General features: G+C 72.1%; 18 protein-coding genes and 1 pseudogene. 5 read left to right on the forward strand and 14 right to left on the reverse strand.

What is annotated here, in order from left to right; genetic code table 11:
* Positions 1-8 precede the first annotated feature (8 nt).
* Positions 9-902: a TIGR01777 family oxidoreductase gene (locus ACIRR9_RS08925; RefSeq protein WP_403749164.1), complete on the reverse strand. Its 894-nt coding sequence runs from the start codon at positions 900-902 to the stop codon at positions 9-11.
* A 74-nt stretch (positions 903-976) separates the two neighbouring features.
* Here ACIRR9_RS08925 and ACIRR9_RS08930 point away from each other — a divergent pair, with 74 nt between their 5' ends.
* Positions 977-1,465 carry a GNAT family N-acetyltransferase gene (locus ACIRR9_RS08930; RefSeq protein WP_403749167.1) on the forward strand — a complete coding sequence of 163 codons (489 nt, stop codon included), beginning with the start codon at positions 977-979 and terminating at the stop codon, positions 1,463-1,465.
* Positions 1,466-1,468: 3 nt separating this feature from the next.
* Here the strand turns inward: ACIRR9_RS08930 and ACIRR9_RS08935 are convergent, their stop codons facing one another.
* A complete protein-coding gene (locus ACIRR9_RS08935) occupies positions 1,469-2,653 on the reverse strand; it encodes a MarP family serine protease (RefSeq protein ID WP_403749170.1) in 1,185 nt (394 codons plus the stop codon).
* 190 nt (positions 2,654-2,843) lie between these two features.
* Between ACIRR9_RS08935 and ACIRR9_RS08940 the strand changes: the two are divergent.
* Positions 2,844-3,626: pseudogene (locus ACIRR9_RS08940) on the forward strand (peptidoglycan recognition protein); the annotation flags it as partial.
* A gap of 354 nt (positions 3,627-3,980) precedes the next feature.
* Complete coding sequence (locus ACIRR9_RS08945; RefSeq protein ID WP_123977786.1) at positions 3,981-4,238, forward strand: hypothetical protein; 258 nt, start codon at positions 3,981-3,983, stop codon at positions 4,236-4,238.
* Positions 4,239-4,283: 45 nt separating this feature from the next.
* Here ACIRR9_RS08945 and ACIRR9_RS08950 read toward each other — a convergent pair whose 3' ends face one another.
* From ACIRR9_RS08950 to ACIRR9_RS08985, 8 genes are all read right to left on the reverse strand, one after another.
* Positions 4,284-4,802, reverse strand: a complete 519-nt coding sequence (locus ACIRR9_RS08950; RefSeq protein ID WP_403749698.1) for a DUF4240 domain-containing protein — start codon at positions 4,800-4,802, stop codon at positions 4,284-4,286.
* 56 nt (positions 4,803-4,858) lie between these two features.
* Positions 4,859-5,848 carry a helix-turn-helix transcriptional regulator gene (locus ACIRR9_RS08955; protein ID WP_403749172.1) on the reverse strand — a complete coding sequence of 330 codons (990 nt, stop codon included), beginning with the start codon at positions 5,846-5,848 and terminating at the stop codon, positions 4,859-4,861.
* Between the two features lie 150 nt (positions 5,849-5,998).
* The gene (aceE, locus tag ACIRR9_RS08960; protein WP_403749174.1) at positions 5,999-8,701 is read right to left on the reverse strand and encodes a pyruvate dehydrogenase (acetyl-transferring), homodimeric type; all 2,703 of its coding nucleotides are present in this window, start codon (positions 8,699-8,701) and stop codon (positions 5,999-6,001) included.
* Positions 8,702-9,003: 302 nt separating this feature from the next.
* Complete coding sequence (gene lspA / locus ACIRR9_RS08965) at positions 9,004-9,543, reverse strand: signal peptidase II (RefSeq protein ID WP_403749176.1); 540 nt, start codon at positions 9,541-9,543, stop codon at positions 9,004-9,006.
* Between the two features lie 66 nt (positions 9,544-9,609).
* Positions 9,610-10,233, reverse strand: a complete 624-nt coding sequence (locus ACIRR9_RS08970; protein ID WP_123977790.1) for a GntR family transcriptional regulator — start codon at positions 10,231-10,233, stop codon at positions 9,610-9,612.
* 816 nt (positions 10,234-11,049) lie between these two features.
* Positions 11,050-12,867, reverse strand: coding sequence for a 2-oxoglutarate dehydrogenase, E2 component, dihydrolipoamide succinyltransferase (gene sucB / locus ACIRR9_RS08975; RefSeq protein WP_403749178.1), 1,818 nt, complete (start codon positions 12,865-12,867; stop codon positions 11,050-11,052).
* A gap of 60 nt (positions 12,868-12,927) precedes the next feature.
* Positions 12,928-14,316 (reverse strand): dihydrolipoyl dehydrogenase, encoded by a 1,389-nt coding sequence (gene lpdA, locus ACIRR9_RS08980; protein ID WP_403749180.1) that lies wholly within the window; start codon positions 14,314-14,316, stop codon positions 12,928-12,930.
* 335 nt (positions 14,317-14,651) lie between these two features.
* Positions 14,652-16,175, reverse strand: a complete 1,524-nt coding sequence (locus ACIRR9_RS08985) for a leucyl aminopeptidase (protein ID WP_403749182.1) — start codon at positions 16,173-16,175, stop codon at positions 14,652-14,654.
* A 330-nt stretch (positions 16,176-16,505) separates the two neighbouring features.
* On the opposite strand from ACIRR9_RS08985, the gene ACIRR9_RS08990 reads away from it, so the two are divergent.
* The gene (locus tag ACIRR9_RS08990) at positions 16,506-17,276 is read left to right on the forward strand and encodes an endo alpha-1,4 polygalactosaminidase (protein ID WP_403749700.1); all 771 of its coding nucleotides are present in this window, start codon (positions 16,506-16,508) and stop codon (positions 17,274-17,276) included.
* A gap of 6 nt (positions 17,277-17,282) precedes the next feature.
* Here ACIRR9_RS08990 and ACIRR9_RS08995 read toward each other — a convergent pair whose 3' ends face one another.
* The gene (locus ACIRR9_RS08995) at positions 17,283-18,074 is read right to left on the reverse strand and encodes an adenosylcobinamide-GDP ribazoletransferase (RefSeq protein ID WP_403749184.1); all 792 of its coding nucleotides are present in this window, start codon (positions 18,072-18,074) and stop codon (positions 17,283-17,285) included.
* Between the two features lie 126 nt (positions 18,075-18,200).
* Between ACIRR9_RS08995 and ACIRR9_RS09000 the strand changes: the two genes are divergently transcribed.
* Positions 18,201-18,968, forward strand: a complete 768-nt coding sequence (locus tag ACIRR9_RS09000; RefSeq protein WP_403749187.1) for a hypothetical protein — start codon at positions 18,201-18,203, stop codon at positions 18,966-18,968.
* Here ACIRR9_RS09000 and ACIRR9_RS09005 read toward each other — a convergent pair.
* From ACIRR9_RS09005 to cobT, 3 genes are all read right to left on the reverse strand, one after another.
* Positions 18,905-19,630 (reverse strand): hypothetical protein, encoded by a 726-nt coding sequence (locus ACIRR9_RS09005; protein WP_365336087.1) that lies wholly within the window; start codon positions 19,628-19,630, stop codon positions 18,905-18,907. The genes ACIRR9_RS09000 and ACIRR9_RS09005 overlap by 64 nt on opposite strands.
* A gap of 38 nt (positions 19,631-19,668) precedes the next feature.
* Positions 19,669-21,459 (reverse strand): phosphatidylglycerol lysyltransferase domain-containing protein, encoded by a 1,791-nt coding sequence (locus ACIRR9_RS09010; RefSeq protein ID WP_403749188.1) that lies wholly within the window; start codon positions 21,457-21,459, stop codon positions 19,669-19,671.
* A 441-nt stretch (positions 21,460-21,900) separates the two neighbouring features.
* Positions 21,901-22,983 carry a nicotinate-nucleotide--dimethylbenzimidazole phosphoribosyltransferase gene (cobT, locus tag ACIRR9_RS09015; protein ID WP_365336085.1) on the reverse strand — a complete coding sequence of 361 codons (1,083 nt, stop codon included), beginning with the start codon at positions 22,981-22,983 and terminating at the stop codon, positions 21,901-21,903.
* Positions 22,984-23,081 lie beyond the last annotated feature (98 nt).

Consider the following 23,081-nt stretch of genomic DNA (forward strand, 5'->3'; position numbering starts at 1 on the left):
ATGTGGCGTCAGGCCGCGCGAATCGCGTCCTCGATGCCCGGGAACGCGAATGTGAACCCCGACTCCAACAGCCGCTTGGGCACCACCCGTTGGCTGCCCAGGACGTCCCCGGCCAGCTCGCCCAGCGCGGTCCGCAGCACGGCGGCCGGCACCGGGAAGAGGGCCGGGCGGTGCAGCACCCGGGCCATCGCCGCCGTGATCTCACGGTTCGTCAGAGGCTGCGGCGCGGTCAGGTTGAAGGGGCCCGCCAGGCCCTCGGTGTCCATCAGGAACCTGATCGCGGCCACCTCGTCGTGCAGCGCGATGAACGACCAGTACTGACTTCCGTCGCCCAGCCGGCCGCCGAGCCCCGCGCCGAAGAGCGGGAACAGCCGGCCCCAGGCCCCGCCGCCCCGCGCGACCACCAGGCCCGTGCGCGGGAACACCGTCCGTACCCCCGCCTCCTGCGCCGGGGCCGCCGCCTCCTCCCACTCCACGCACAGCGACGGCAGGAAACCGTCCCCGGGCGGGGCGTCCTCGTCCACGATCCGGTCGCCGGTGTCGCCGTAGATGCCCATCGCACTGCCGCTCACGAACACCCGGGGCGGCTCCGGCAGGGCCGCCACCGCCTCGGCGAGCGCGGCCGTGCCGAGGACCCGGCTGTCCCGGATCGTCTTCTTGTACGCCGGTGTCCAGCGCCGGTCGCCGATGCCCGCCCCGGCGAGGTTCACCACCGCGTCGCAGCCGGCCAGCCCGGCCGTGTCCACATACTGCCCCTCGGGGTCCCAGCACACCTCGCCGGGGCCGTGGGCCCCGCGCCGCACCAGGCGGACCACCTCGTGCCCGTCCGCCCGCAGGGACCGCACCAGGGCGCTGCCGATCAGACCGGACGCACCGGCCACCGCGATACGAGAACGTTCCATGCGCCCCAGCATGCCCGCACGTACGGCGGAAAACCCGATGGGCCCCCGGCGCGGCCCGGCCTAGGGTGACCGGCATGGCAGATCCGTACATACGCACCGCCCTGCCCGACGACGAGGAGGAGCTCGCCCTCCTCGACCGGGTCACCTGGTCCACCCTGCACGCGGTGACCCCCGAGCCGCAGCCGCCGTACCCGCCGTACTTCGACGAGCGCCACACCCCGGACCAGTTCCTGGTCGCCGAGCTCGACCGGCGGATCGTCGGTTACATCCGGCTGGCCCGTCCCACCCCGCTCGCCGCCAACACGCATGTGCTGCAGATCCAGGGCCTCGCCGTCACCGAGGAGGTGCGCGGCCGCGGCGTGGGACGCATCCTGATCCGGGCCGCCGTCGAGGAGGCCCGGCGGCGCGGCGCCCGACGGCTCACCCTGCGCGTCCTCGGGCACAACACCCCGGCCCGCAAGCTGTACGAGGCCGAGGGCTTCGCCGTCGAGGGCGTACTGCCCGAGGAGTTCCTCCTCGACGGGCGGTACGTCGACGACGTCCTCATGGGGCGGACGGTGTGACGGTCAGGACGTGATCAGGTCGCCCGTGTCCACCGGCTGGGTCGCCTCCGCCCCGCGCTGCGCGTCACCGGCCACCTCGTCGGCCGTCAGGACGTACCCCGTCTCGTTGTCCGAGGTGGAGCGGGCGAACACCACCCCGTACACCCTGCCGCCGGTGGTCAGCAGCGGGCCGCCGGAGTTGCCGGGGCGGACCGTGGAGCGGATCGAGTAGATCTCGCGGGTCACCGTGGCGTCGTTGTAGATGTTCTGCCCGGTGGCCTGCACCTTGTTCGCCACCGTGGCCGCCTGGAGGTTCAGGTCGCCGTCCTGCGGGTAGCCGGCGACCACCGCCGAGTTGCCGCGCGCCGCGGCGGTGTCGAACCTCAGCACCGGCGCGTGCAGTTGCGGCACGTACAGCACCGCCACGTCCCGGTCCGGGTCGAAGAGGACCACCTGCGCGTCGTACGCCGGCCCCACCCCGCCGATCCGCACGGTCGGGTTGTCGATGCCGGCCACCACATGGGCGTTGGTCATCACATGCTCAGGCGAGAACACGAACCCGCTGCCCTCGCGGCCCTGGGTGCCGGAGGAACCCTCGATCTTGACCGTGCTGCGCTTGGCCGCGTTCGTCGCGGCCGCCGTGACGTTGTCGCCGGAGGGCTTGGCGACCTGGGCCGTCGACTCGTTCTCGAACGGGTTGAAGACCTGCGGGAAACCCGCCTCGGTGAGCGCCGAGGTGGCCCGCGAGAACCAGGCCGGGGTGGTGTCCGGCATGGTGTTCTGCACCGCGCCGAGCAGCTTCGAGTCCCGGATCGCCGTCGTCACCGCGGGCGTCGAGGAAGCGGCCAGCACACTCGCCGCCACCCAGGCCACGATCAGCACCGCCACCGAGTTGGCGACCGCCCCGCCTATCCCGTCGGCCACCCGCAGCGGCCCCTCGTCCAGCTCCCGGCGCAGCCGCAGCGCCAGCCGCCCCGCCAGCTCGTGCCCCACCACCGCCGGTACCAGCACCGTCAGCACCGCGACCACCGTCGCCGTCGCCGTCCCGCGCGTGACCAGTTCCATCACCCACGGCAGCACCCACACGCCGATCACCGCGCCGCCGACGAACCCGGCCAGCGAGACACAGCCGGCCACCAGCCCGCGCCGGTAACCGGACGACGCGTAGACGAGGACCAGCAGTACGAGCACCAGGTCGAGCACGTCCACGAAGCCGCCTTTCTCTCGGTGCCCTTAATACGGTCGGGACAGGTCCGGTGATCAGTTCACGCGCGCGGGAACCTCGGGAACCGGCCACGCGTGCGTGTACCTCCTGAAACGTCCCGGACCGGGACGATGGTTCCACCAGGTGGCACAGCACACATCGCGGACGCGGTGGATCAACCCGAGAGTGGGTGCCATGCGTGTCCTCCCCAGAGCGGGGCGGCGCACCAGGATCACCGTCCTGACGCTGCTCGGCTGTCTGCCCGGCCTTGTCGCCGTCCTTACGCTGGTGGTGTGCACCCAGGGTGTCGACCGCCCCGTCGCGATGCACCTCGCCGCGCCCGAGCCCGCCGGCCCGGCCGGCCGGTACCGGGCGCCCCGGCCGCGTATCGTGCCGCGCTCGGCCTGGCTGAACGCCACCGTCCGCCGCACCCAGCCGCCGCCGCGCTACGACGACAAGGTCGTCGCCGTCTTCGTGCACCACACCGACTCGCCCAACGGCTACTCCTGCGCACAGGCGCCCGAGATCATCCGCCGCCTCTACACCGGCCAGACCGGCGACCGCGACTGGGACGACATCGGCTACAACTTCCTCGTCGACCGCTGCGGCACCATCTACGAGGGCCGTGCCGGCGGCACCGACCGGGCCGTCACCGGCGCCCACACCCAGGGCTTCAACCACCGCACCGCAGGCATCGCCGCCCTCGGCACCTTCACCGCCGGGGTACCGGTGCCGCGCGCCATGACCGACTCCATCGCCGCCCTCGTCGCCTGGAAACTCGGCCTGGCCGACGTCGACCCGCGCGCCAGGGCCCGCCTGGTCTCCAGCAACGACCGCAGCCGCTACCAGCAGGGCACCACCGTCGCCCTGCCCGCGGTCGCCGGCCACCAGGACGGCTACAAGACCAACTGCCCCGGCGCCGCCCTCGCCGCCCGCCTCCCGGAGATCAGGCAGGCGGCGGCCCGGCTGCAGGGCAGGGTGCCGACGGGGACGGCCACCGGAACACCGACCAGGACCCCCATGGCGACCTGGCCGGGAACGCCGCGGTGGATGACACCCCTGCGCCCGGCCACGGCGGCTACCGAATCTCCGCTGAAGGGGGCCATGGGCTTCGGCGGTCGTGCTGAGCCTCCGGCGTCGCGGCGGGACACGCCGGAGGGATGACACCGCTCAAGCGGTCGAGCGTCCGTGAACCTCAATCCCTCAGGGTTGGAATCCCCCCGCTTCCAGCGGGGGGAGGATGTCAAAGGAACGCCACAGGTGACACGCAGGTTGTTCAGATCCCCGCGTCCTACAGTCATGGACATCAGCAGCCGACTGGAGGTGGGGATCATGAACAGCAGTCGTACCGAAGCCCGTACGGAGACCACGCAGGGCGCGGAGGGCACCGGGAAGGCCGGCCGGGTCAGGTCGTCCCGGGGACCGTGGGCCGTGGTCTGCGCGGTCGCGACGGTCGTCCTCGGCCCGGCCGCGGTCACCGCGTCCGCCCTCGACCAGGCCAACGCGGCACCGATGCACCATGCGGTCAAGGCCGAGCAGACGCAGGCGTACATCCCGTCGGACGTGACCCGGCGCCGCACGGCGGCGTGACACGCACGCCCCGGCACGCACGCCCCGGCACTCACGCCGTGACGCTCACTCCTTGAAGCGGTCCCAGAGCTTGGGGAACCGCTCGGAGAGCACCCGCTCGTTCTCGAAGTCGACCGGGGCGCCCTCCGGTTCGGAGGGCGCGGGCGTGATACCCAGGTCCGGCGCCACGGTCCCGGTGAGCTGCTCGTACGCCTCGTCCGCCGCGTACCCCAGCTCCTCGCCGTCGCCGTCGACCTCCTCGTCGAAGTCGTCCAGCAGCTCCGCCAGCGTGTCCGGATCGTGCACGGCACCCTCGTAGACGTCCCGGCCCTGGCCGATCAGCCAGCACCGGAAGAAGTCGAACGCGTCGTCGCTGGCGCCGTCCAGCAGCACCCAGGCGGCGCCCCACAGGTCCCAGCGGTAGGCGCGGTTGTAGCGGGCCTCGAAGTGACGGGCGAAGTCCAGGACCAGGTCCGGCTCCAGCTGGAGCAGCCGGTCGACCAGCAGGTCCGCCTGGTCGTCGGGGTCACCCTCGGCGGCCTCGCGGGTGGCGTCGACCAGCTCCCAGAACTCCGTCTCGTCCATCACGGGTCCAGCATCGTGCCTGGGCGCCGGGGGCGCACGCGGAGTGGTGCGGATTGTTATGCGCCGTCACCCGGCTGCGCGTAGAGCCCCGCCAGCCGCGCCGCGTCCGCCGCGAAGCGGGCCCGCAGCCGGGCCGGCGCGAGTACCTCGGCCTCCGGCCCCAGCGCGGTCAGCTGGCCGTGTGCGACCTCCTCGCTCTCCACGGGCAGTGTCACCGTCACCCACCCCCGATCGTCCGGGGTCCCGGCCGCCGCGAGCGCCTGCCGCGCGGCGAAGGGATCGACGGCGTACGCCAGCCTCCGCACCCCGACCGCCGACAGCCGTACCACCACCTGGGCGTGCAGCAGGGACCGCGCGAACTGCTCCGCCCGCTGCTCCCAGAACCCCGGCAGATCGAACTCCTCGTCCCGCTCGAACCGTTTCCCGCCGGCCTCCACGGAGGTGAACCGGTCGATGCGGTACACCCGGTAGGAGTCGCTGTCCGCGACCCGCGCGCACAGGTACCAGACCCCGGCCTTCAGCACGAGCCCGTACGGCTCCAGTTCCCGCCGTACCTCCGACTCCCCGCGCCGGTAGCGCGCGACGACCCGCCTGTCGTCCCACACCGCGTCGGCGACGGCGGGCAGCAGCGCGGGGGTCTCCGGCTCGGTGAACCAGTTGGGCGCGTCGAGGTGGAACCGCTGCGCGGCGGTACGGGACGCGTCGCGCAGGGACGGCAGCAGCGCGGCGGACACCTTCAGTCGGGCGGCACTGGCCGCGTCCTCGAGGCCCATCTCCCGCAGGGCCCCCGGCATCCCGCTCAGGAACAACGCCTCGGCCTCGCTCCGCCCCAATCCCGTCAGCCGCGTCCGATATCCCCCGACCAGCCGGTACCCGCCCGCACGCCCCCGGTCCGCGTACACCGGCACCCCCGCCTCCGACAGCGCCTGCGCGTCCCGCATGACGGTCCGCTCGGACACCTCCAGCTCCACGGCCAGTTCACCGGCGGTCATGACGGACCGGGACTGCAGCAGAAGCACCATCTTGATGAGCCGGGCGGCGCGCATGCGTTCATGATGCCGGGGCCCACCGACAGAGGGGGAAATGGGAAGCGGCGGACCGGAAGGTGTGTGCACCCTCCTGCCCGCCGCAACGACGCTCGGCCGGGACGGCGCGGTTCGGCGGTGCCGAACCGCGCCGTGGCCCGGTCGGATTCCCTACAGCCCGTACTTCTCCCGGGCTTCCTTCACCGCCGTCGCCTTGACCTCGCCGCGCCGGGCCAGCTGGGCCAGGGCCGCGACCACGATCGACTCGGCGTCGACGCCGAAGTGGCGGCGGGCCGCCTCGCGGGTGTCGGAGAGGCCGAAGCCGTCCGCGCCGAGCGAGGACCAGTCCTGCTCCACCCACTGCGCGATCTGGTCCGGGACCTGACGCATGTAGTCGGACACGGCCAGGACCGGGCCCTCGGCGCCGTGCAGGACCTGACGGACGTACGGGACGCGCTCCTCGCCGCGCAGGAGTGCGGCGTCCGCCTCCATCGCGTCACGGCGCAGCTCCGACCAGGACGTCGCCGACCAGACGTCGGCGGCCACGCCCCACTCGTCGGCGAGCAGCTGCTGCGCCTTCAGCGCCCAGTGGATCGCCGTACCGGAACCGAGGAGCTGGATGCGCGGGGCGTTGGCCGGGACGGTCACGCCCGCGGACTCCGCGGTGTTGAAGCGGTACAGGCCCTTGACGATGCCCTCGTCGATCCCGAGCCCGGCCGGCTTGGCGGGCTGCGGGAGCGGCTCGTTGTAGACGGTCAGGTAGTAGAAGACGTTGGAGTCCTCGCCCGGTGCCGCCTCGCCGTACATCCGGCGCAGACCGTCCTTGACGATCGTCGCGATCTCGTAGGCGAAGGCCGGGTCGTACGTCATCGCGGCCGGGTTGGTCGCGGCGATCACCGGGGAGTGGCCGTCGGCGTGCTGGAGGCCCTCGCCCGTCAGGGTCGTACGGCCGGCCGTCGCGCCGACGAGGAAGCCGCGGCCGAGCTGGTCGCCGAGCTGCCACATCTGGTCGGCGGTCCGCTGCCAGCCGAACATCGAGTAGAAGATGTAGAACGGGATCATCGCCTCGCCGTGCGTCGCGTACGCGGTGGACGCGGCGATGAAGTCGGCCATCGAACCGGCCTCGGTGATCCCCTCGTTGAGGATCTGGCCGTTCTTGGCCTCCTTGTAGTACATCAGCTGGTCGCGGTCGACCGGCTCGTACGTCTGCCCCTTGGGCGAGTAGATGCCCAGGGAGGGGAAGAGGCTCTCCATGCCGAAGGTGCGCGCCTCGTCGGGGACGATCGGCACCCAGCGCTTCCCCGTCTCCTTGTCCCGGACCAGGTCCTTGACGAGGCGGACGAAGGCCATCGTCGTCGCCACGTTCTGCGTGCCGGAGCCCTTGTCGAAGGAGGCGAACGCCTTGTCGGCGGGGGCGGGCAGCGGGGCCAGGGCGTGGGTACGGCGGGCCGGGGCCGGGCCGCCGAGGGCCGCGCGGCGCTCCTGGAGGTAGCGGACCTCGGGGGAGTCGGCGCCGGGGTGGCCGTAGGGCACGACCCCGTCGACGAAGGCGCTGTCCGGGATCGGCAGCTCCAGCAGCTCCCGCATCGTCTTGAACTCGTCCACCGTCAGCTTCTTCATCTGGTGGTTGGCGTTCTTCGACGCGAAGCCGTTGCCGAGGGTGTGGCCCTTGACGGTCTGGGCGAGGATCACGGTCGGCGCGCCCTTGAACTCGACGGCGGCCTTGTACGCGGCGTACACCTTGCGCGCCTCGTGACCACCCCGGGAGAGGTGGAAGCACTCCAGGATCTTGTCGTCGCTCAGCAGCTTCGCCATCTCGGCGAGCGCCGGGTCCTTGCCGAAGAAGTCGGCGCGGATGTAGGCGGCGTCGCGGGTCTGGTACGTCTGGACCTGGGCGTCCGGTACCTCGCGCAGGCGGCGGACGAGGGCCCCGGTGGTGTCGAGCTGGAACAGTTCGTCCCAGGCCGTGCCCCAGAGGCTCTTGACGACGTTCCAGCCCGCGCCGCGGAACTGGGCCTCCAGCTCCTGCACGATCTTGAAGTTGGCGCGGACCGGGCCGTCGAGGCGCTGCAGGTTGCAGTTGATGACGAAGGTGAGGTTGTCCAGGCCCTCGCGGGAGGCGAGTGCGAGGGCGGCCGTGGACTCCGGCTCGTCCATCTCGCCGTCGCCGAGGAAGGCCCAGACGTGCGAGGCGGTGAGGTCCTTGATGCCGCGCGCGGTCAGGTACCGGTTGAAGCGGGCCTGGTAGATGGCCGAGAGCGGGCCGAGGCCCATGCTCACCGTCGGGAACTCCCACAGCCACGGGAGGCGGCGGGGGTGCGGGTACGACGGGAGGCCGTTGCCGCCGGCCTCCTGGCGGAAGTTGTCGAGGTGCGCCTCGGTCAGCCGGCCGTCGAGGAACGCTCGGGCGTAGATGCCGGGGGAGGCGTGACCCTGGATGTACAGCTGGTCACCGCTGCCGTCCCCCTCCTTGCCCTTGAAGAAGTGGTTGAAGCCGGTCTCGTACAGCCAGGCGGCGGAGGCGAAGGTCGCGATGTGCCCGCCGACACCGTGTTTCGAGCCCCGGGTGACCATCGCGGCCGCGTTCCAGCGGTTCCACGCGGTGATCTTCCGCTCCATCTCCTCGTCGCCGGGGACGGCCGTCTCGACGGCGGTGGGGATGGTGTTGACGTAGTCGGTCTCGAGCAGCTTCGGCAGCGCGATGCCGTCCGCCTCGGCGCGCTCCAGCGTGCGGCGCATCAGGTACGCGGCGCGGTGCGGCCCGGCCTCCTTGGCCACGGCGTCCAGTGAGGCCTGCCATTCGGCGGTCTCCTCCGGGTCCCGGTCGGGGAGCTGGTCGAGCGCGCTCGGCTGGATGGCCTGGGGGTCGGTCATGTCGCCGCCTTCCTCAGTCGAAGGGGGTTCCCTCATCGGTAAGGGGTTCTTCGGGGGTGCCCTTGGTCTTTGGCAGGACAGGGCGTGAGGCTCTGGTGGAAGCCCGTCGGTGACTCTAACTCCCTGATCGATGATCGATCAAAGGGTTCAGGGGCAAAACCTCTCGATTCCGAGAAAGTCGGCACGGGGTGCCTTCGGCGATGGCACCGCGTGACGTGATTCGATCGACGTTTGCGCAGGTGGGGCGGTGTCTGAGCGGGGGCGCGCTCTTCTGGTTCAGGGCGGGGACGCGGTCGTTCGGTTCAGGACGGGGACGCGGTCGGTGCCGCCGTGTCGGCGGCGCTGTCGGCAGCGCCCAACGCCTGCCCCCGCACCGACAACAGGACCGCCAGGGCACATCCGCAGGTGATCGCCCAGTCGGCGAGGTTCATCACACTGAAGTCACGCACGGAGATGAAGTCGACCACCGCTCCCCGCATACCGCCGGGGGAACGGAAGACGCGGTCCGTCAGATTGCCGACCGCCCCGCCCAGGATCAGCCCCAGCGAGACCGCCCACGGTGTGCTGGTCAGCCGCCGGGACACCCGGACGACGGCGACGGCTACACCCGCCGCGATCAGCGTGAACAGGATGGTCGTGGTCCGGCCCATGCTGAACGCCGCGCCGGGGTTGCGCTGGACCCGCAACTCCATCCAGGTCCCGATCACCGGTACGGCGGCACGCCCCTCCAGCCAGGCGACCACCGCCAGCTTGCTCCCCAGGTCGACGGCGTACGCGAGACCGGCCACGCACCACAGCACCCATACCCGCCGCCGCTTCACCGGCGCCTCGCCCACCGTCACGTCAGGTCTCCTCCGTCGCCCCGGATCCCGGATCCCGCGGATCCCGGGTCAGCGTACGGCGGCCCCTCACGCCCTCGGCGCGCACCCCAGGACATGCGCCTTCACGATCTCCGCGATCCGCGGGTCCCGGCGCTGGAACGCGGCGACCAGCTCCTCGTGCTCCTCGGCGTACGACTGCTGGACCGTCCCCAGCCAGCGGATGGAGAGGGCGGTGAACACCTCGATGCCCAGCCCCTCCCAGGTGTGCAGCAGGACGGAGTTGCCGGCCGCCCGGACCAGCTCGCGGTGGAAGCCGACCGTGTGGCGGACCTGGGCCGTGCCGTCGGCGTTCCGGTCGGCCTCGTAGAGCGCCGCCACGTGCGGTTCGAGCGCCGAGCAGTCCTCCGCCAGCCGCTCCGCCGCCAGCTCCGCCGCGATCGCCTCCAGCCCGGCCCGCACCGGGTAGCTCTCCTCCAGGTCCGCCGCCGTCAGGTTCCGGACCCGCACGCCCTTGTTCGGTGCCGACTCGATCAGCCGGAGGGACTCCAGCTCACGCAGTGCCTCCCGCACCGGCGTCTGGCTGACCTCCAGCTCCGTGGCGATCCGCCGCTCCACGATCCGCTCGCCCGGCTGCCAGCGCCCGCTGACGATCCCCTCCACGATGTGCTCGCGGATCTGCTCGCGCAGCGAGTGGACGACGGGCGCGGTCATGGGAGCTCCTTAAGGGCGTTTGACGTTTAGACAATAAGGCCGGACTGCCTTTCGGGAGAGGTGCACGGGGGCGCTTTCGCGCAGGTGAGACGAGACTTACATGCTTCCCGGGCCGACGGGATCCGTAAAGCCCCGAGGCGTCGACCCGGCGGGGCTGAGGCCGACCGGCAGGGCATGCGGGCAGCGGTTTCCTCCGCAGCCGCCAGGAGAGACGGCTGCCGCGCGGCTCGACGGTGTCCCGGGTGGGCGGAGTGCGGTACTCGGCTCCGGCGTCCGGGGTGCCGGGGACTCCGGGGAGGCCGGCTGGACCACGAGGATGACGGCGGGAGTGGGGGGCGTCAGCACGTGGTCATGAGGTGGTCGCAGCCAGGAGGCTCTGGAGGAGGGTGCCGAGGGGGCGTGCTGAGGGGAGCGTCCCATGAAGGCGGTGATCCCGGTGAGGGCTCGGTCGCGGTCGGGGGCGGTGGAGGTGGGCCAGGGGGTGTCGGCGAGGATCGCCGACATGGCCAGGTGGACAGAGGCGGTGAACTCGTCCTGGTGGACCAGGAGTTCGAGGAGCGCGCAGGCGTTGAGGAGTTCGGCGTCCGGTGTGGCCGGCAGACCTTGGATCCGTGCGTTCAGGGCGGCGCGGTCCGTGATGCAGGCGTAGGCGGTGGGGGTTTCGTCCGCGTGAAACCGCTTGTGAACTGACTCACGGTAGCGGTCGCCGGGTGGGCGCAGCAGGGAAAGGGCCGCGAGAGGGGCAAAATGCGGCGCCCCCGGCCGGAGTGGTCCGGTCGGGGGCGCCGTGGAACAGCGTCAGTACTGCCTGGCTGGTCAGAGACCGAGCTCGACCTCGAACTCGCCGGCCTCCAGGATCGCCTTGACGGCCGTCAGGTAACGGGCCGCGTCGGCGCCGTCCACCAGACGGTGGTCGTAGGAGAGGGTCAGGTACGTCATGTCGCGGACGCCGATGACCGTGCCCTCCTCCGTCTCGATGACGGCCGGACGCTTGACCGTGGCACCGATGCCGAGGATCGCGACCTGGTTCGGCGGCACGATGATCGTGTCGAACAGCGCGCCGCGCGAGCCGGTGTTGGAGATGGTGAAGGTCGCGCCGGACAGCTCGTCCGGGGTGATCTTGTTGGCGCGGACCTTGCCGGCCAGGTCGGCCGTGGCCTTGGCGATACCGGCGATGTTGAGGTCGCCCGCGTGCTTGATGACCGGGGTCATCAGGCCCTTCTCCGAGTCCACCGCGATACCGATGTTCTCGGTGTCGAAGTAGGTGATCGTGCCCTCTTCCACGTTGATCCGGGCGTTGACGGCCGGGTGGGCCTTCAGCGCCTGGGCCGCCGCCTTCACGAAGAACGGCATCGGGGAGAGCTTGACGCCCTCGCGGGCCGCGAACGAGTCCTTGGCCTGGGCGCGCAGACGCATCAGGCGGGTCACATCCACCTCGACGACCGAGGACAGCTGCGCCTGCTCGTGCAGCGCCTTGACCATGTTGTCGCCGATGACCTTGCGGATGCGGGGCATCTTCACGGTCTGGCCGCGGAGCGGGGAGACCTCCAGCGCCGGGGCCTTCCTGGCAGCGGCGGCGGCCGGAGCGGCGGCGGCCACGGGGGCCGGAGCAGCGGCGGCGGCCTTCGCGGCCTCGGCGGCGGCGATGACGTCCTGCTTGCGGATACGGCCGCCGACGCCGGTGCCCTTGACCGAGCCCAGGTCGACGCCGTTCTCGGCGGCGAGCTTGCGCACCAGCGGGGTGACGTAGGCACCCTCGTCGACCGGAGCGGCCGGAGCCGGGGTGACGGGGGCGGCGGCCACCGGCGCGGGGGCCGGAGCCGGGGCGGCCGGAGCCGGAGCGGCGGCGACCGGGGCGGGCGCCGGAGCAGCCGGGGCGGGCGCCGGGGCAGCCGGGGCGGGCGCCGGGGCCGGGGCGGCGGGCGCGGGGGCCGGAGCCGCAGGGGCGGGCGCGGCCGGGGCAGCGGCGACGGGCGCCGGGGCCGGAGCGGCCGCCGGAGCGGCACCCGGGGCGCCGATGACGGCGAGCTTGGCGCCGACCTCGGCGGTCTCGTCCTCGCCGACCACGATCTCCAGCAGGACACCGGCGACCGGCGCCGGGATCTCGGTGTCGACCTTGTCGGTGGAGACCTCGAGCAGGGGCTCGTCCTCCCCGACCTCCTCGCCGACCTGCTTCAGCCAGCGGGTGACGGTGCCCTCGGTGACGGACTCACCGAGCGCGGGCAGGACCACGTCCGTGCCGGACGCGCCACCGGCCGGAGCGGCGGGCGCAGCGGCGGCGGGGGCCGGGGCCGGGGCGGCGGGGGCCTCGGCGACCGGCGCGGGGGCCGGGGCGGCCGGAGCCGGCGCGGCGACGGGCTCGGCGACCGGGGCCGGAGCGGCAGCGGGCGCGCCCGTGCCGTCGTCGATGATGGCCAGCTCGGCGCCGACCTCGACCGTCTCGTCCTCGGCGACCTTGATCGAGGCCAGGATGCCCGAGGCGGGGGCCGGGATCTCGGTGTCGACCTTGTCGGTCGACACCTCGAGCAGCGGCTCGTCGGCCTCGACGCGCTCGCCCTCGGCCTTCAGCCAGCGGGTGACAGTGCCCTCGGTGACGCTCTCGCCGAGCGCCGGAAGGGTTACGGAAACCGCCATGGTTTCGGTTGCTCCTTACGAATTGCGGAAGTCTGAGTCGTCGCTTGTGTCGACCGAGGGTCAGTCGTGCGAGTGCAGCGGCTTGCCGGCCAGGGCCAGGTGGGCCTCGCCGAGCGCCTCGTTCTGCGTCGGGTGGGCGTGGATGAGCTGGGCGACCTCGGCGGGCAGCGCCTCCCAGTTGTAGATCAGCTGGGCCTCGCCGACCTGCTCGCCCATGCGGTCGCCGACCATGTGGACGCCGACCACGGCACCGTCCTTCACCTGGACGAGCTTGATCTCGCCGGAGGTGTTGAGGATCTTGCTCTTGCCGTTGCCCGCCAGGTTGTACTTCAGCGCGACGACCTTGTCCGCACCGTAGATCTCCTTGGCCTTGGCCTCGGTGATGCCGACGGAGGCGACCTCCGGGTGGCAGTAGGTCACGCGGGGGACACCGTCGTAGTCGATCGGGACGGCCTTCAGACCGGCCAGGCGCTCCGCCACCAGGATGCCCTCGGCGAAGCCGACGTGCGCGAGCTGGAGGGTCGGGACCAGGTCGCCGACGGCGGAGATGGTCGGGACGTTCGTCCGCATGTACTCGTCGACCAGGACATAGCCGCGGTCCATCGCGACGCCCTGCTCCTCGTAACCGAGGTTGGCGGAGACGGGCCCGCGGCCCACCGCGACCAGCAGGATCTCGGCCTCGAACTCCTTGCCGTCGGCGAGGGTGACCTTGACGCCGTCGGTGGTGTACTCGGCCTTCGAGAAGAAGGTGCCCAGGTTGAACTTGATGCCGCGCTTGCGGAAGGCGCGCTCAAGAAGCTTGGAGGAGTTCTCGTCCTCGACCGGGACGAGGTGCTTGAGGCCCTCGATGACGGTGACGTCGGCACCGAAGGACTTCCAGGCGGAGGCGAACTCGACGCCGATGACACCGCCGCCGAGGATGATCGCGGACTTCGGCACGCGGTCCAGGACGAGGGCGTGGTCGGAGGAGATGACGCGGTTGCCGTCGATCTCCAGGCCCGGCAGCGACTTCGGCACGGAGCCGGTCGCGAGGAGCACGTGGCGGCCCTGGATGCGCTGGCCGTTCACGTCGACGGAGGTGGGGGAGGAGAGACGCCCCGTACCCTCGATGTACGTCACCTTGCGGGAGGCGATGAGCCCCTGCAGGCCCTTGTACAGGCCGGAGATGACACCGTCCTTGTACTTGTGGACGGCCGGCACGTCGATGCCCTCGAAGGTGGCCTTGACACCGAACTGCTCGCTCTCGCGGGCCTGGTCGGCGATCTCGCCCGCGTGCAGCAGGGCCTTGGTGGGGATGCAACCCCGGTGCAGGCAGGTACCGCCGACCTTGTCCTTCTCGATCAGGGCGACGTCCAGGCCCAGCTGCGCCCCGCGCAGGGCCGCGGCGTAACCACCGCTACCACCGCCGAGGATCACTAGGTCGAAAACGGTGCTGGCGTCGTTCGCCACGTCACGTCCTCCATGCATGTGCGCCGTACGCCGGTCAACGGCGACCGGTCGGCGGCTGGTGTCCGGCCGCTCTTCTTCGGCCCTGTGGGTGGGGCCCTGTCCTGCCGAGCCCCATCTTCGCACTTGTCGGAGGTGAACGAGACGCGGGGCCGGGGTGTGAGACACCACACGCTCACTTGATAACGCCCCGGGGGACAGCGCCCCGTCAGGGGCGCGGGGGACTGCGCGACAAGCCACGGACCACCCGCAGCCGCCGCACGACCGAACCCCCCGAGCTGTTCGGCGACGGGGCCCCGCACTACCCGCAGGCGAGGCCCCGCCCACAAAACCCGACGTCAGCCCAGGTCACCCGCGGCAGTCAGCTCGGCCAGCCGCACCAGCGTCCGCACCGCCGACCCCGTGCCGCCCTTCGGCGTGTACCCGAACGGCCCGCCCTCGTTGAACGCGGGCCCCGCGATGTCGAGGTGCGCCCAGGTGATCCCCTCACCCACGAACTCGCGCAGGAACAGTCCGGCGACCAGCCCGCCGCCCATCCGCTCACCCATGTTCGCGATGTCGGCCGTGGCCGAATCCATCCCCTTGCGCAGGTGCTCCGGCAGCGGCATTGGCCACGCCGGCTCGCCCACCTCCTCCGCGGCCTCGTGCACCGTGGAACGGAACGCGTCGTCGTTCGCCATGACGCCGAACGTCCGGCTGCCCAGCGCCAGCATCATCGCGCCGGTCAGCGTCGCCACGTCCACGATCGCGTCCGGCTTCTCCGCCGACGCCGCCCACAGCGCGTCGGCGAGCACCAGCCGCCCCTCCGCGTCCGTGTTGAGCACCTCGACCGTCTTGCCGCTGTACATGCGCAGCACATCGCCCGGCCGCACCGCGGACCCGGACGGCATGTTCTCGGCCAGCGCCAGCCACCCGGTCACATTGACCTCGAGACCGAGCCGCGCCGCCGCGACGACGGCCGCGAAGACCGCCGCCGCCCCGCTCATGTCGCACTTCATCGTCTCGTTGTGGCCGGCCGGCTTGAGGGAGATGCCGCCCGAGTCGTAGGTGATGCCCTTGCCGACGAAGGCGAGGTGCTTGTCCGCCTTGGCGTGCGTGTACGTCAGCTTCACCAGCCGCGGCGTCGCCGCCGAGCCGCCGCCGACGCCGAGGATGCCGCCGTAGCCGCCCTTGGTGAGCGCCTTGTCGTCGAGCACCTGGATCTTGATCCCGTGCTCCTTGGCCGCCTCCTGCGCGATGCCCGCGAAGATGGCAGGCGTGAGGTCGTTCGGCGGGGTGTTGATCAGGTCACGGGCGCGGTTGAGCTCCTCGGAGACGGCCGTGGCACGGGCCGCGGCCGCCTTGTGGGCGGCGTCCCGCGGCTTGCCGCCGAGCAGCGCGGCCTCGGCGAGCGGCGCCTTGCCGTTCTTCGCCTTCGGGTCCTTGCCGTTGTCCTTGTAGGTGTCGAAGGAGTACGCGCCGAGCAGTACGCCCTCGGCGATGGCGCCGACGGCGGCCGCGTCCTCGACGGGCAGCGCGAAGGCCGCCTTCTTCGCCCCGGTCAGCGCGCGGGCGGCGACACCGGCCGCCTTGCGCAGCGCCTCCGCCGGGTAGTCGCGGTCCTCGGGCTCGGCGCCCAGGCCCACCGCGATGACCAGCGGGGCCTTGAAGCCCGCCGGGGCGGGCAGCTTCGTCAGTTCGCCCTCGGCACCCGAGGCACCGAGGGTCTCCAGGACGCCGGCGAGCTTGCCGTCGTAGGCCTCGTTCACGGCCTCTGCGCCCGGCGCTACGACCGGGCCCTTGGCGCCCTTGGCGACACCGATCACGATCGCGTCGGCCCGGAGGCCGGGCGCCGCTGAGGTGCTGAGAGTGAGAGCAGTCACGGTGGTGGAATCTCGCTTCCGATGTTGAGTTGCTGTGGCCGAGTGGGTGGGTCGACCGGGCCCGGGAAGCGACCCTAGGCGTGGCCTCAGGGCGCGTTGCGACCGGGGCCTTCACCCTGTCGGCGAACACCCGGGACGAGCCTACGCGTGTGTATGCGTTCGCTCATTCCTACGGGCGTTCACCTGAGGGTGGCGTCGTCGCCATTTCCGGCCCATCCCCACCGGCGGGCCGGGGCACACTCGTGGCGTTCGGGGCCGTGCGCCGAGCGGTCCCCGGGATGGGAGATCATCCTGGGGTACCCCGCCGAACACCCTGGAGCCCGCCCGGTGATACCCCGCGCCACGCCTCTGCTCGCCCTTCTGGCACTGCTCGCCGGCTGCACCCAGGCCTCGGAAGGGTCCGGGCGCTGGCAGCCCGAGCCCGGGGTCAGCTGGCAGTGGCAGCTGAGCGGCCGTGTCGACACCTCCGTCAAGGCGTCCGTCTACGACATCGACGGCTTCGACCAGTCGAAGGCGACCGTCGCCGAACTGCACCGCGACGGCCGCAGGGTCATCTGCTACCTCTCCACCGGCGCCTGGGAGGACTGGCGCCCGGACGCGAAGAAGTTCCCCGGGTCGGTGCTGGGGCGTGGCAACGGCTGGGAGGGCGAGCGCTGGCTCGACATCCGCCGTACGGACGTCCTGAAGCCGTTGCTGACGGCCCGTCTCGACATGTGCAGGGACAAGGGGTTCGACGCGGTGGAGCCCGACAACATGGACGGCTACAAGAACCGCACCGGTTTCCCCCTCAAGGCGGCCGACCAGCTCCGCTACAACAGGCTCGTCGCCCAACTTGCCCACGACCGGGGCATGTCGGTGGGCCTGAAGAACGACCTGGACCAAATCCCGCAGTTGGTAGGGGACTTCGACTTCGCGGTGAACGAGCAGTGCGCCCAGTACGGCGAGTGCGACGACCTGAAGCCGTTCATCGAGGCGGACAAGGCGGTCTTCCACGTGGAGTACGAACTGGCGACGAGCAAGTTCTGCGCCGAGTCACGGAAGTTGAGGCTGAGCTCGCTGGAGAAGAAGTACGAACTGGGGGTGTGGCGCAAAACCTGCTGACGCCGGTCACCCGAGGCAGAGAACGACCAGCGCGGTCGTCGCCGCCGTCTCGGCGAGCGCCCCGAACACATCCCCGGTGACCCCGCCGAACCGCCGTCTGCAGTGCCGCAGCAGCACGTCGGTCGCCATCTCCGCGCCGACCACCGCGAGCAGCGCCCGCAGACTCTCGCCGGCCCCGATCGCCGCCCCCGCGCCCGCCGCGGCCGCCATCACCGCGACCGTGACCAGCGAGGCCCCCACCTTCGGCACCACCCCCGCGACCGCCGCCCCCAGCCCCTCCGGCCGGGCGGCGGGCACCCCGTCCACCGCGGCCAGTGTCAGCGCCAGCCGCGCCACCGTCCCCGAGACGACCGCGGCAAGCGCCCCCCGCTGCCACGAGTCGCCGTACGCCTGGGCCAGCGCGGCCACCTGCCCGAGCAGGACGAGGAGGAGCGTGATCACCCCGAACGGCCCGATGTCCGACTGCTTCATGATCCGCAGGGCGTCCTCCGCGGGCTTGCCGCTGCCCAGCCCGTCGGCCGTGTCGGCGAGGCCGTCCAGGTGCAACCCCCGGGTGAGCACGGCCGGTAGCGCGACAGCGGCGACCGCGGCCAGCAGCGCACTCGCACCGGCCAGCAGCAGCAGCGCACCGGCCGTGCCCGCGCAGACGCCGACCGCGAGACCGGCCAGCGGAGCGCACAGCATGCCACCGCGGGCCGCCTCGCGGTCCCAGCGGGTGACCTTCACGGGGAACGCGGTGAGGGTGCCGAAGGCGAAGCGGAGGCCGTCCGGCCAGGGAGTCGCAGAGGTCGCAGCCACCGGCGAAGGTTACCCGGTGGTCAGGAAGGGCCGTGTCCCGGCCGGGTGCCGGCCCGCCTTCAGGCGCGCCCCGAGCAGGGTCCGACCGAGCCCCCGCCGGACTTCGGCCGGGGATAAAGTGCGCACATGGGGCACTGGTTGGAACGGAACATCATCGAGCCCGGCAAACTCCCGCTGCTGCTCGCCCTGACCGCCTTCGTCCTGACCTTCGTGATCACGCGGGTCATCACCCGGCTGATCCGGGCCGGAAAGGGCCCGTTCGGCAATGTGAAGGCGGGCGGGCTGCACATCCACCACGTGGTCCCCGGGGTCGTCCTGATCATCGTCGGCGGCTTCGGCGCGGTCGCCAGCGCCCGCCAGGGCTTCGGCGCGGCCCTCGCCGCGATCGTCTTCGGCATCGGCGCGGGGCTCGTGCTCGACGAGTTCGCGCTGATCCTGCACCTCGACGACGTCTACTGGACCGAGGAGGGCCGTAAGAGCGTCGAGGCCGTCGTCATCACCGCCGCGCTGGTCGGCCTGCTGCTCGCCGGGTTCTCCCCGTTCGGCGTCAACGACCTCTCGGCCGACGAACTCCAGAGCCGGGGGACCGTCATCGCCAACATCGTGGCGAACTTCGCCTTCTCGCTGGTCGCCCTGAGCAAGGGCAAGACCCGCACCGCGATCTTCGGCGTGATCGTCCCGCTGGTCGCGATCGTCGGCGCGGTCCGGCTGGCCCGCCCCGGCTCGGCCTGGTCCCGCCGCTTCTACGGCAACCGCCCGCACGCCCGGGCCAGGTCCGGACTGCGCGCCTACCACCACGACCGCCGCTGGGCCGGACTCACCCGGACCCTTCAGGACTGGATCGGCGGCAAGCCCGACCGCCCCGAGCCGGCCCGGCTGCCCGGCCGCCGGTGACCGTACCGGTTCCGCAGCCGCCGGCCCGCCACCACCGCCCCGCCCAGCGCCGCCACGCCCACGATGGCCGCCAGATGCTCCTTGCCGGCGAGGTTCTCCTTCACCCCCACCTCGACCGCCATCGCCGCCGCCACGGCGCCCGCGGTGACATAGGCGCCGTAGCGCCAGCCCAGGTAGAGCGCGATACCGACGACGGCGGCCGACGGCCCGGTGTCCACGACCCTCGCGTCCGAGGCGGGCAGCCCCAGCGGACTGCCCGGGCCGAGCGAGATGCCGAGGCGGGCGTAGAGCGTCCCGGCGAGTGTCGCCACGTACGCGATGGTCAGGGTCCGCCACCAGCCCAGGCACACCTCGGCGATGCCGAACACGACCAGGATCTGCGCCAGCGCGCCCCACACCGGCAGATCCAGCGCCGGCACGAACAGCGACAGCGGGGTGCGCAGCAGCGCCAGCCAGAGCGGGTCCTCGGCGCGAACCGCCCCGATGTTCTCCACGAACCGGTAGCCCCACGGCTGGTTCTGGGCGAACTGCAGCAACGTCGTCAGGCACACCGCCGTGGCCGCCATCGGCACCGCCCGCAGCCGCAGCTTCAGCAGCGGACCGCGCACGGTGGCGTGCAGCAGACCCCACTCGGTGCGGGCCCAGCGGGCGATCGACTTCATGCGGTGGTCCTCATCCGTGGGCTCTCATCCGTGGGTCCTCATCCGTGCGTGTCCAGGTGCCTGCGACGCGCCCACTTCGGCAGACCCGGCGCCGCGGTCCCCAGGAACCCCTCCGCACGGGCCGACGCGAGGCCGATGCGCGGCAGGTCCGCGCTCTTCTCGAAGAGCAGGAACCGGGGCTCCCAGATGGGCCGGTACTTGGCGTTGGCCCGGTACAGGGACTCGATCTGCCACCACCGGGAGAAGAAGCTCAGCAAGGACCTCCACAGCCGCAGCACCGGCCCCGCGCCGAGACGCGCACCACGTTCGAAGACCGACCGGAACATCGCGAAGTTGAGCGAGACCTGGGTGATCCGGATGTCTGCGGCACGGCGCAGCAGTTCGATGACCATGAACTCCATCAGCCCGTTGTCGGAGTCCCGGTCCCGGCGCATGAGGTCGAGGGAGAGCCCGCCCGGCCCCCACGGCACGAAGGACAGCAGGGCCCGCAGCTCGCCGTTCTCGTCGGTGCACTCCAGCATCACGCACTGCCCGTCCCGGGAGTCCCCGAGCCGCCCCAGCGCCATGCTGAACCCGCGCTCGGTCGCCCCGTCCCGCCAGTCGTCGGCCCGCCGGATCAGATACGACATCTCGTCCGCCGGGATGTCCTCGTGCCGGCGGATCCGTACCGAGTACCCCGCCCGTCCGACCCGGTTGTGGGCCTGCCGGACGGTGCGCATCGCCCGCCCCTCCAGCGTGAACTCGGCGACCTCGACGATCGCCTCGTCGCCGAGCTCCAGGGCGTCCAGCCCGTGCCGCGCGTACACGGTCCCGGCCTCCTCGCCGGCCCCCATCACCGCCGGGATCCACCCGTGCGCCCGCGCCTCGCTCAGCCACGGCACGATCGCCCCCGGCCAGGCCTCCGGATCCCCGATCGGATCCCCGGAGGCGAGGCTCACCCCGCCCACCACCCGGTACGCCACCGCCGCCTTCCCGGTGGGCGACCACACGACGCTCTTCTCCCGGCGCAGCGCGAAGTAGCCGAGGGAGTCCCGCTCCCCGTGCCGCTCCAGCAGCGCCCGCAGCCGTTTCTCGTCGTCCTCGGTGAGCGGGTCGACGGCGCGGCGGGAGCGGAAGGCGGCGTAGAGCACGGCGAGGACGAGGAGCGTGCTGAGCACGTTGACGACGACGTTCACCCAGTTGGGCGGTGCGATGTAGGGGAACCGGGAGGGGTCGGCGGCGACCGACACCAGGCGCAGGGTGCCGTAGTGCCAGCGCTCCGCGAACGTCGAACGCGCGGCGTGCGGGGCCTGGTTGGTGACGGTCACGAGGAGGGCGGCGAACAGCGAGGCGAGCAGCCCGCCGCCGACGGCGACGGTGGCGGCGAGCCGGGGATTGGACCGGTCGCCTTTCGCATAGAACTCCCGCCGCCCGACGAGCAGCGCCCCCACGAACCCGGCGGTCAGCGCGATCGAGATCCAGTTCTGCGCGTACCGCCGGATCTCCGGGAAGGCCATGGCGAACGCGAACAGCGCGAGGAACAGCCCGCTCAGCACGAGGTTGAGGATCCAGGCGGCCCGCTTCCGCCGCCGCATGGTGATGGCGAGGAACGCGGTGAACACGCCGGAGGCGAAGCCGGCCGTCAGCAGGTACGGCGTGAAGAAGTTCTCCTGGTTGTGCCGCCGTACGTCCTGGCCCAACGACACCCACACCGCGCTGAGGAAGTTGACGAAGGCGACGGCCCGCAAGTACCACACGGCGAAGGCGGCGGCCCGCTGGGAGACCCCGCCACCCCGCCGCCCCGGCTCACGTCCATCACACTGCTCCACGGCAATTCGGGCATCTCCCATGGAGAGGGATCATATGGGCGTCTCCATGGCGAACCCCACCATCCAGGCCAACGCCACCACGTCTCCAACCCCGCTTTCGGCCCAACCCCCGCCTCACCCGAGAGCTGCCTTCTCCGAGGCCCGCCTCGCACAAGGTTTGCCTTCTCCGCGGCCCGTCTCGCCGGAGGGCTGCCTTCTCCGCGGGTCCCCTCGTCCGCCGGTCTTCCGTCTCCGCCGGTCTTTCTTCTCCGCCGCAACGGTGATCAGCCGGGACGGCGTATCTCGGCGGTGCCCAACCGGCCCTGACCCGCCCGGCCTCCGCTCCTCTGCCCGTTCCTTCGGCGGCCGGTCTTTCGCCTCCGTCGGCCCCCTGGCCCGCCGGGCTTCTTCTGCCGCCGCGGCGGTGATCGGTCGGGACGGCGGAGTCCGGCGGTGCCGTCCCGGTCGTGACCCGTTCGGTGGCTACTCCTCCGGCTTCTCCTCGGTTTCCGGCTCCGGCTCCGGCTTCTCCGGGAGTTCTGCCGCCAGTGCCGCCGAGGCCTGGACCAGGGGCAGGGCGAGCAGGGCGCCCGCGCCCTCGCCCACCGTCACGCCCTGCTCCAGCAGCGGCTCCAGCGCCATCCGGTCCAGCGCCTTCGCCTGCCCCGGCTCCCCGCTGCCGTGCCCGGCCAGCCACCAGTCCGGTGCCCGGAACGCGACCCGCTGCGCGACCAGCGCGCACGCGGCGGTCACGACGCCGTCCAGGACCACCGGCAGCTTCCGCACCGCCGACTGCAACAGGAACCCGGTCATCGCCGCGAGGTCCGCCCCGCCGACCGTCGCCAGCAACTGCAACTGGTCCCCGAGCACCGGCCGCGCCCGCCGCAGCGCGTCCCGGATCGCCGCACACTTCCGCATCCACGTGAGGTCGTCGATGGCGAGACCGCCCCGCCCGGTCACCACGGACGCGTCGGTCCCGCACAGCGCGGCGACCAGGACGGAGGCCGCCGTGGTCCCCCCGACGCTGACATCACCGAGCACCACCAGATCGGTGCCCGAGTCGGCCTCCTCGTCGGCCAGCGCGACGCCCGCCCGGAAGGCCGCCTCCGCCTCCTCCAGGGTCAGCGCGTCCTCGATGTCGATACGGCCGCTGCCGCGCCGCACCCGGTGCCGTACGACCTCCTCGGGCAGCGTGTCCGGATCGCAGTCCAGCGCCATGTCCACGATCCGCACGGGCACCCCGAGCCGCCGGGCGAGCACCGCCACCGGGCTGGCCCCCTCCAGGATCGCCCGCACCAGCAGCTCCGCGCTGCCCGCGGGCCGCGCGGAGACGCCGAGTTCGGCGACGCCGTGGTCACCGGCGAAGAGAAGGACCCGCGGCCGTTCGACGGTCCGTACCGGTACGGAACCCTGCGCGGCGGCCAGCCACTCACCCAGGTCGTCCAGGCGGCCCAGCGACCCGGGCGGCACGATCAGCCGCTCCCGGCGCGCCTCGGCGTCCCGGCGTACACCGCCGTCGGGGCGCTCGATCAGATCGGTGAAGTCGTCGAGATTAAGCGAGCTCATTCGCCGAACAGTACCGGCACGGAACGAACGGTTCGGCGTCAGATCGCCACCACACCCGCACGGCGTCTTTGCACGCAAGATCGGTATCCCATACGTTC

It is taken from the genome of Streptomyces sp. NPDC101234 (assembly GCF_044767525.1).
Classification (GTDB): domain Bacteria; phylum Actinomycetota; class Actinomycetes; order Streptomycetales; family Streptomycetaceae; genus Streptomyces; species Streptomyces sasae.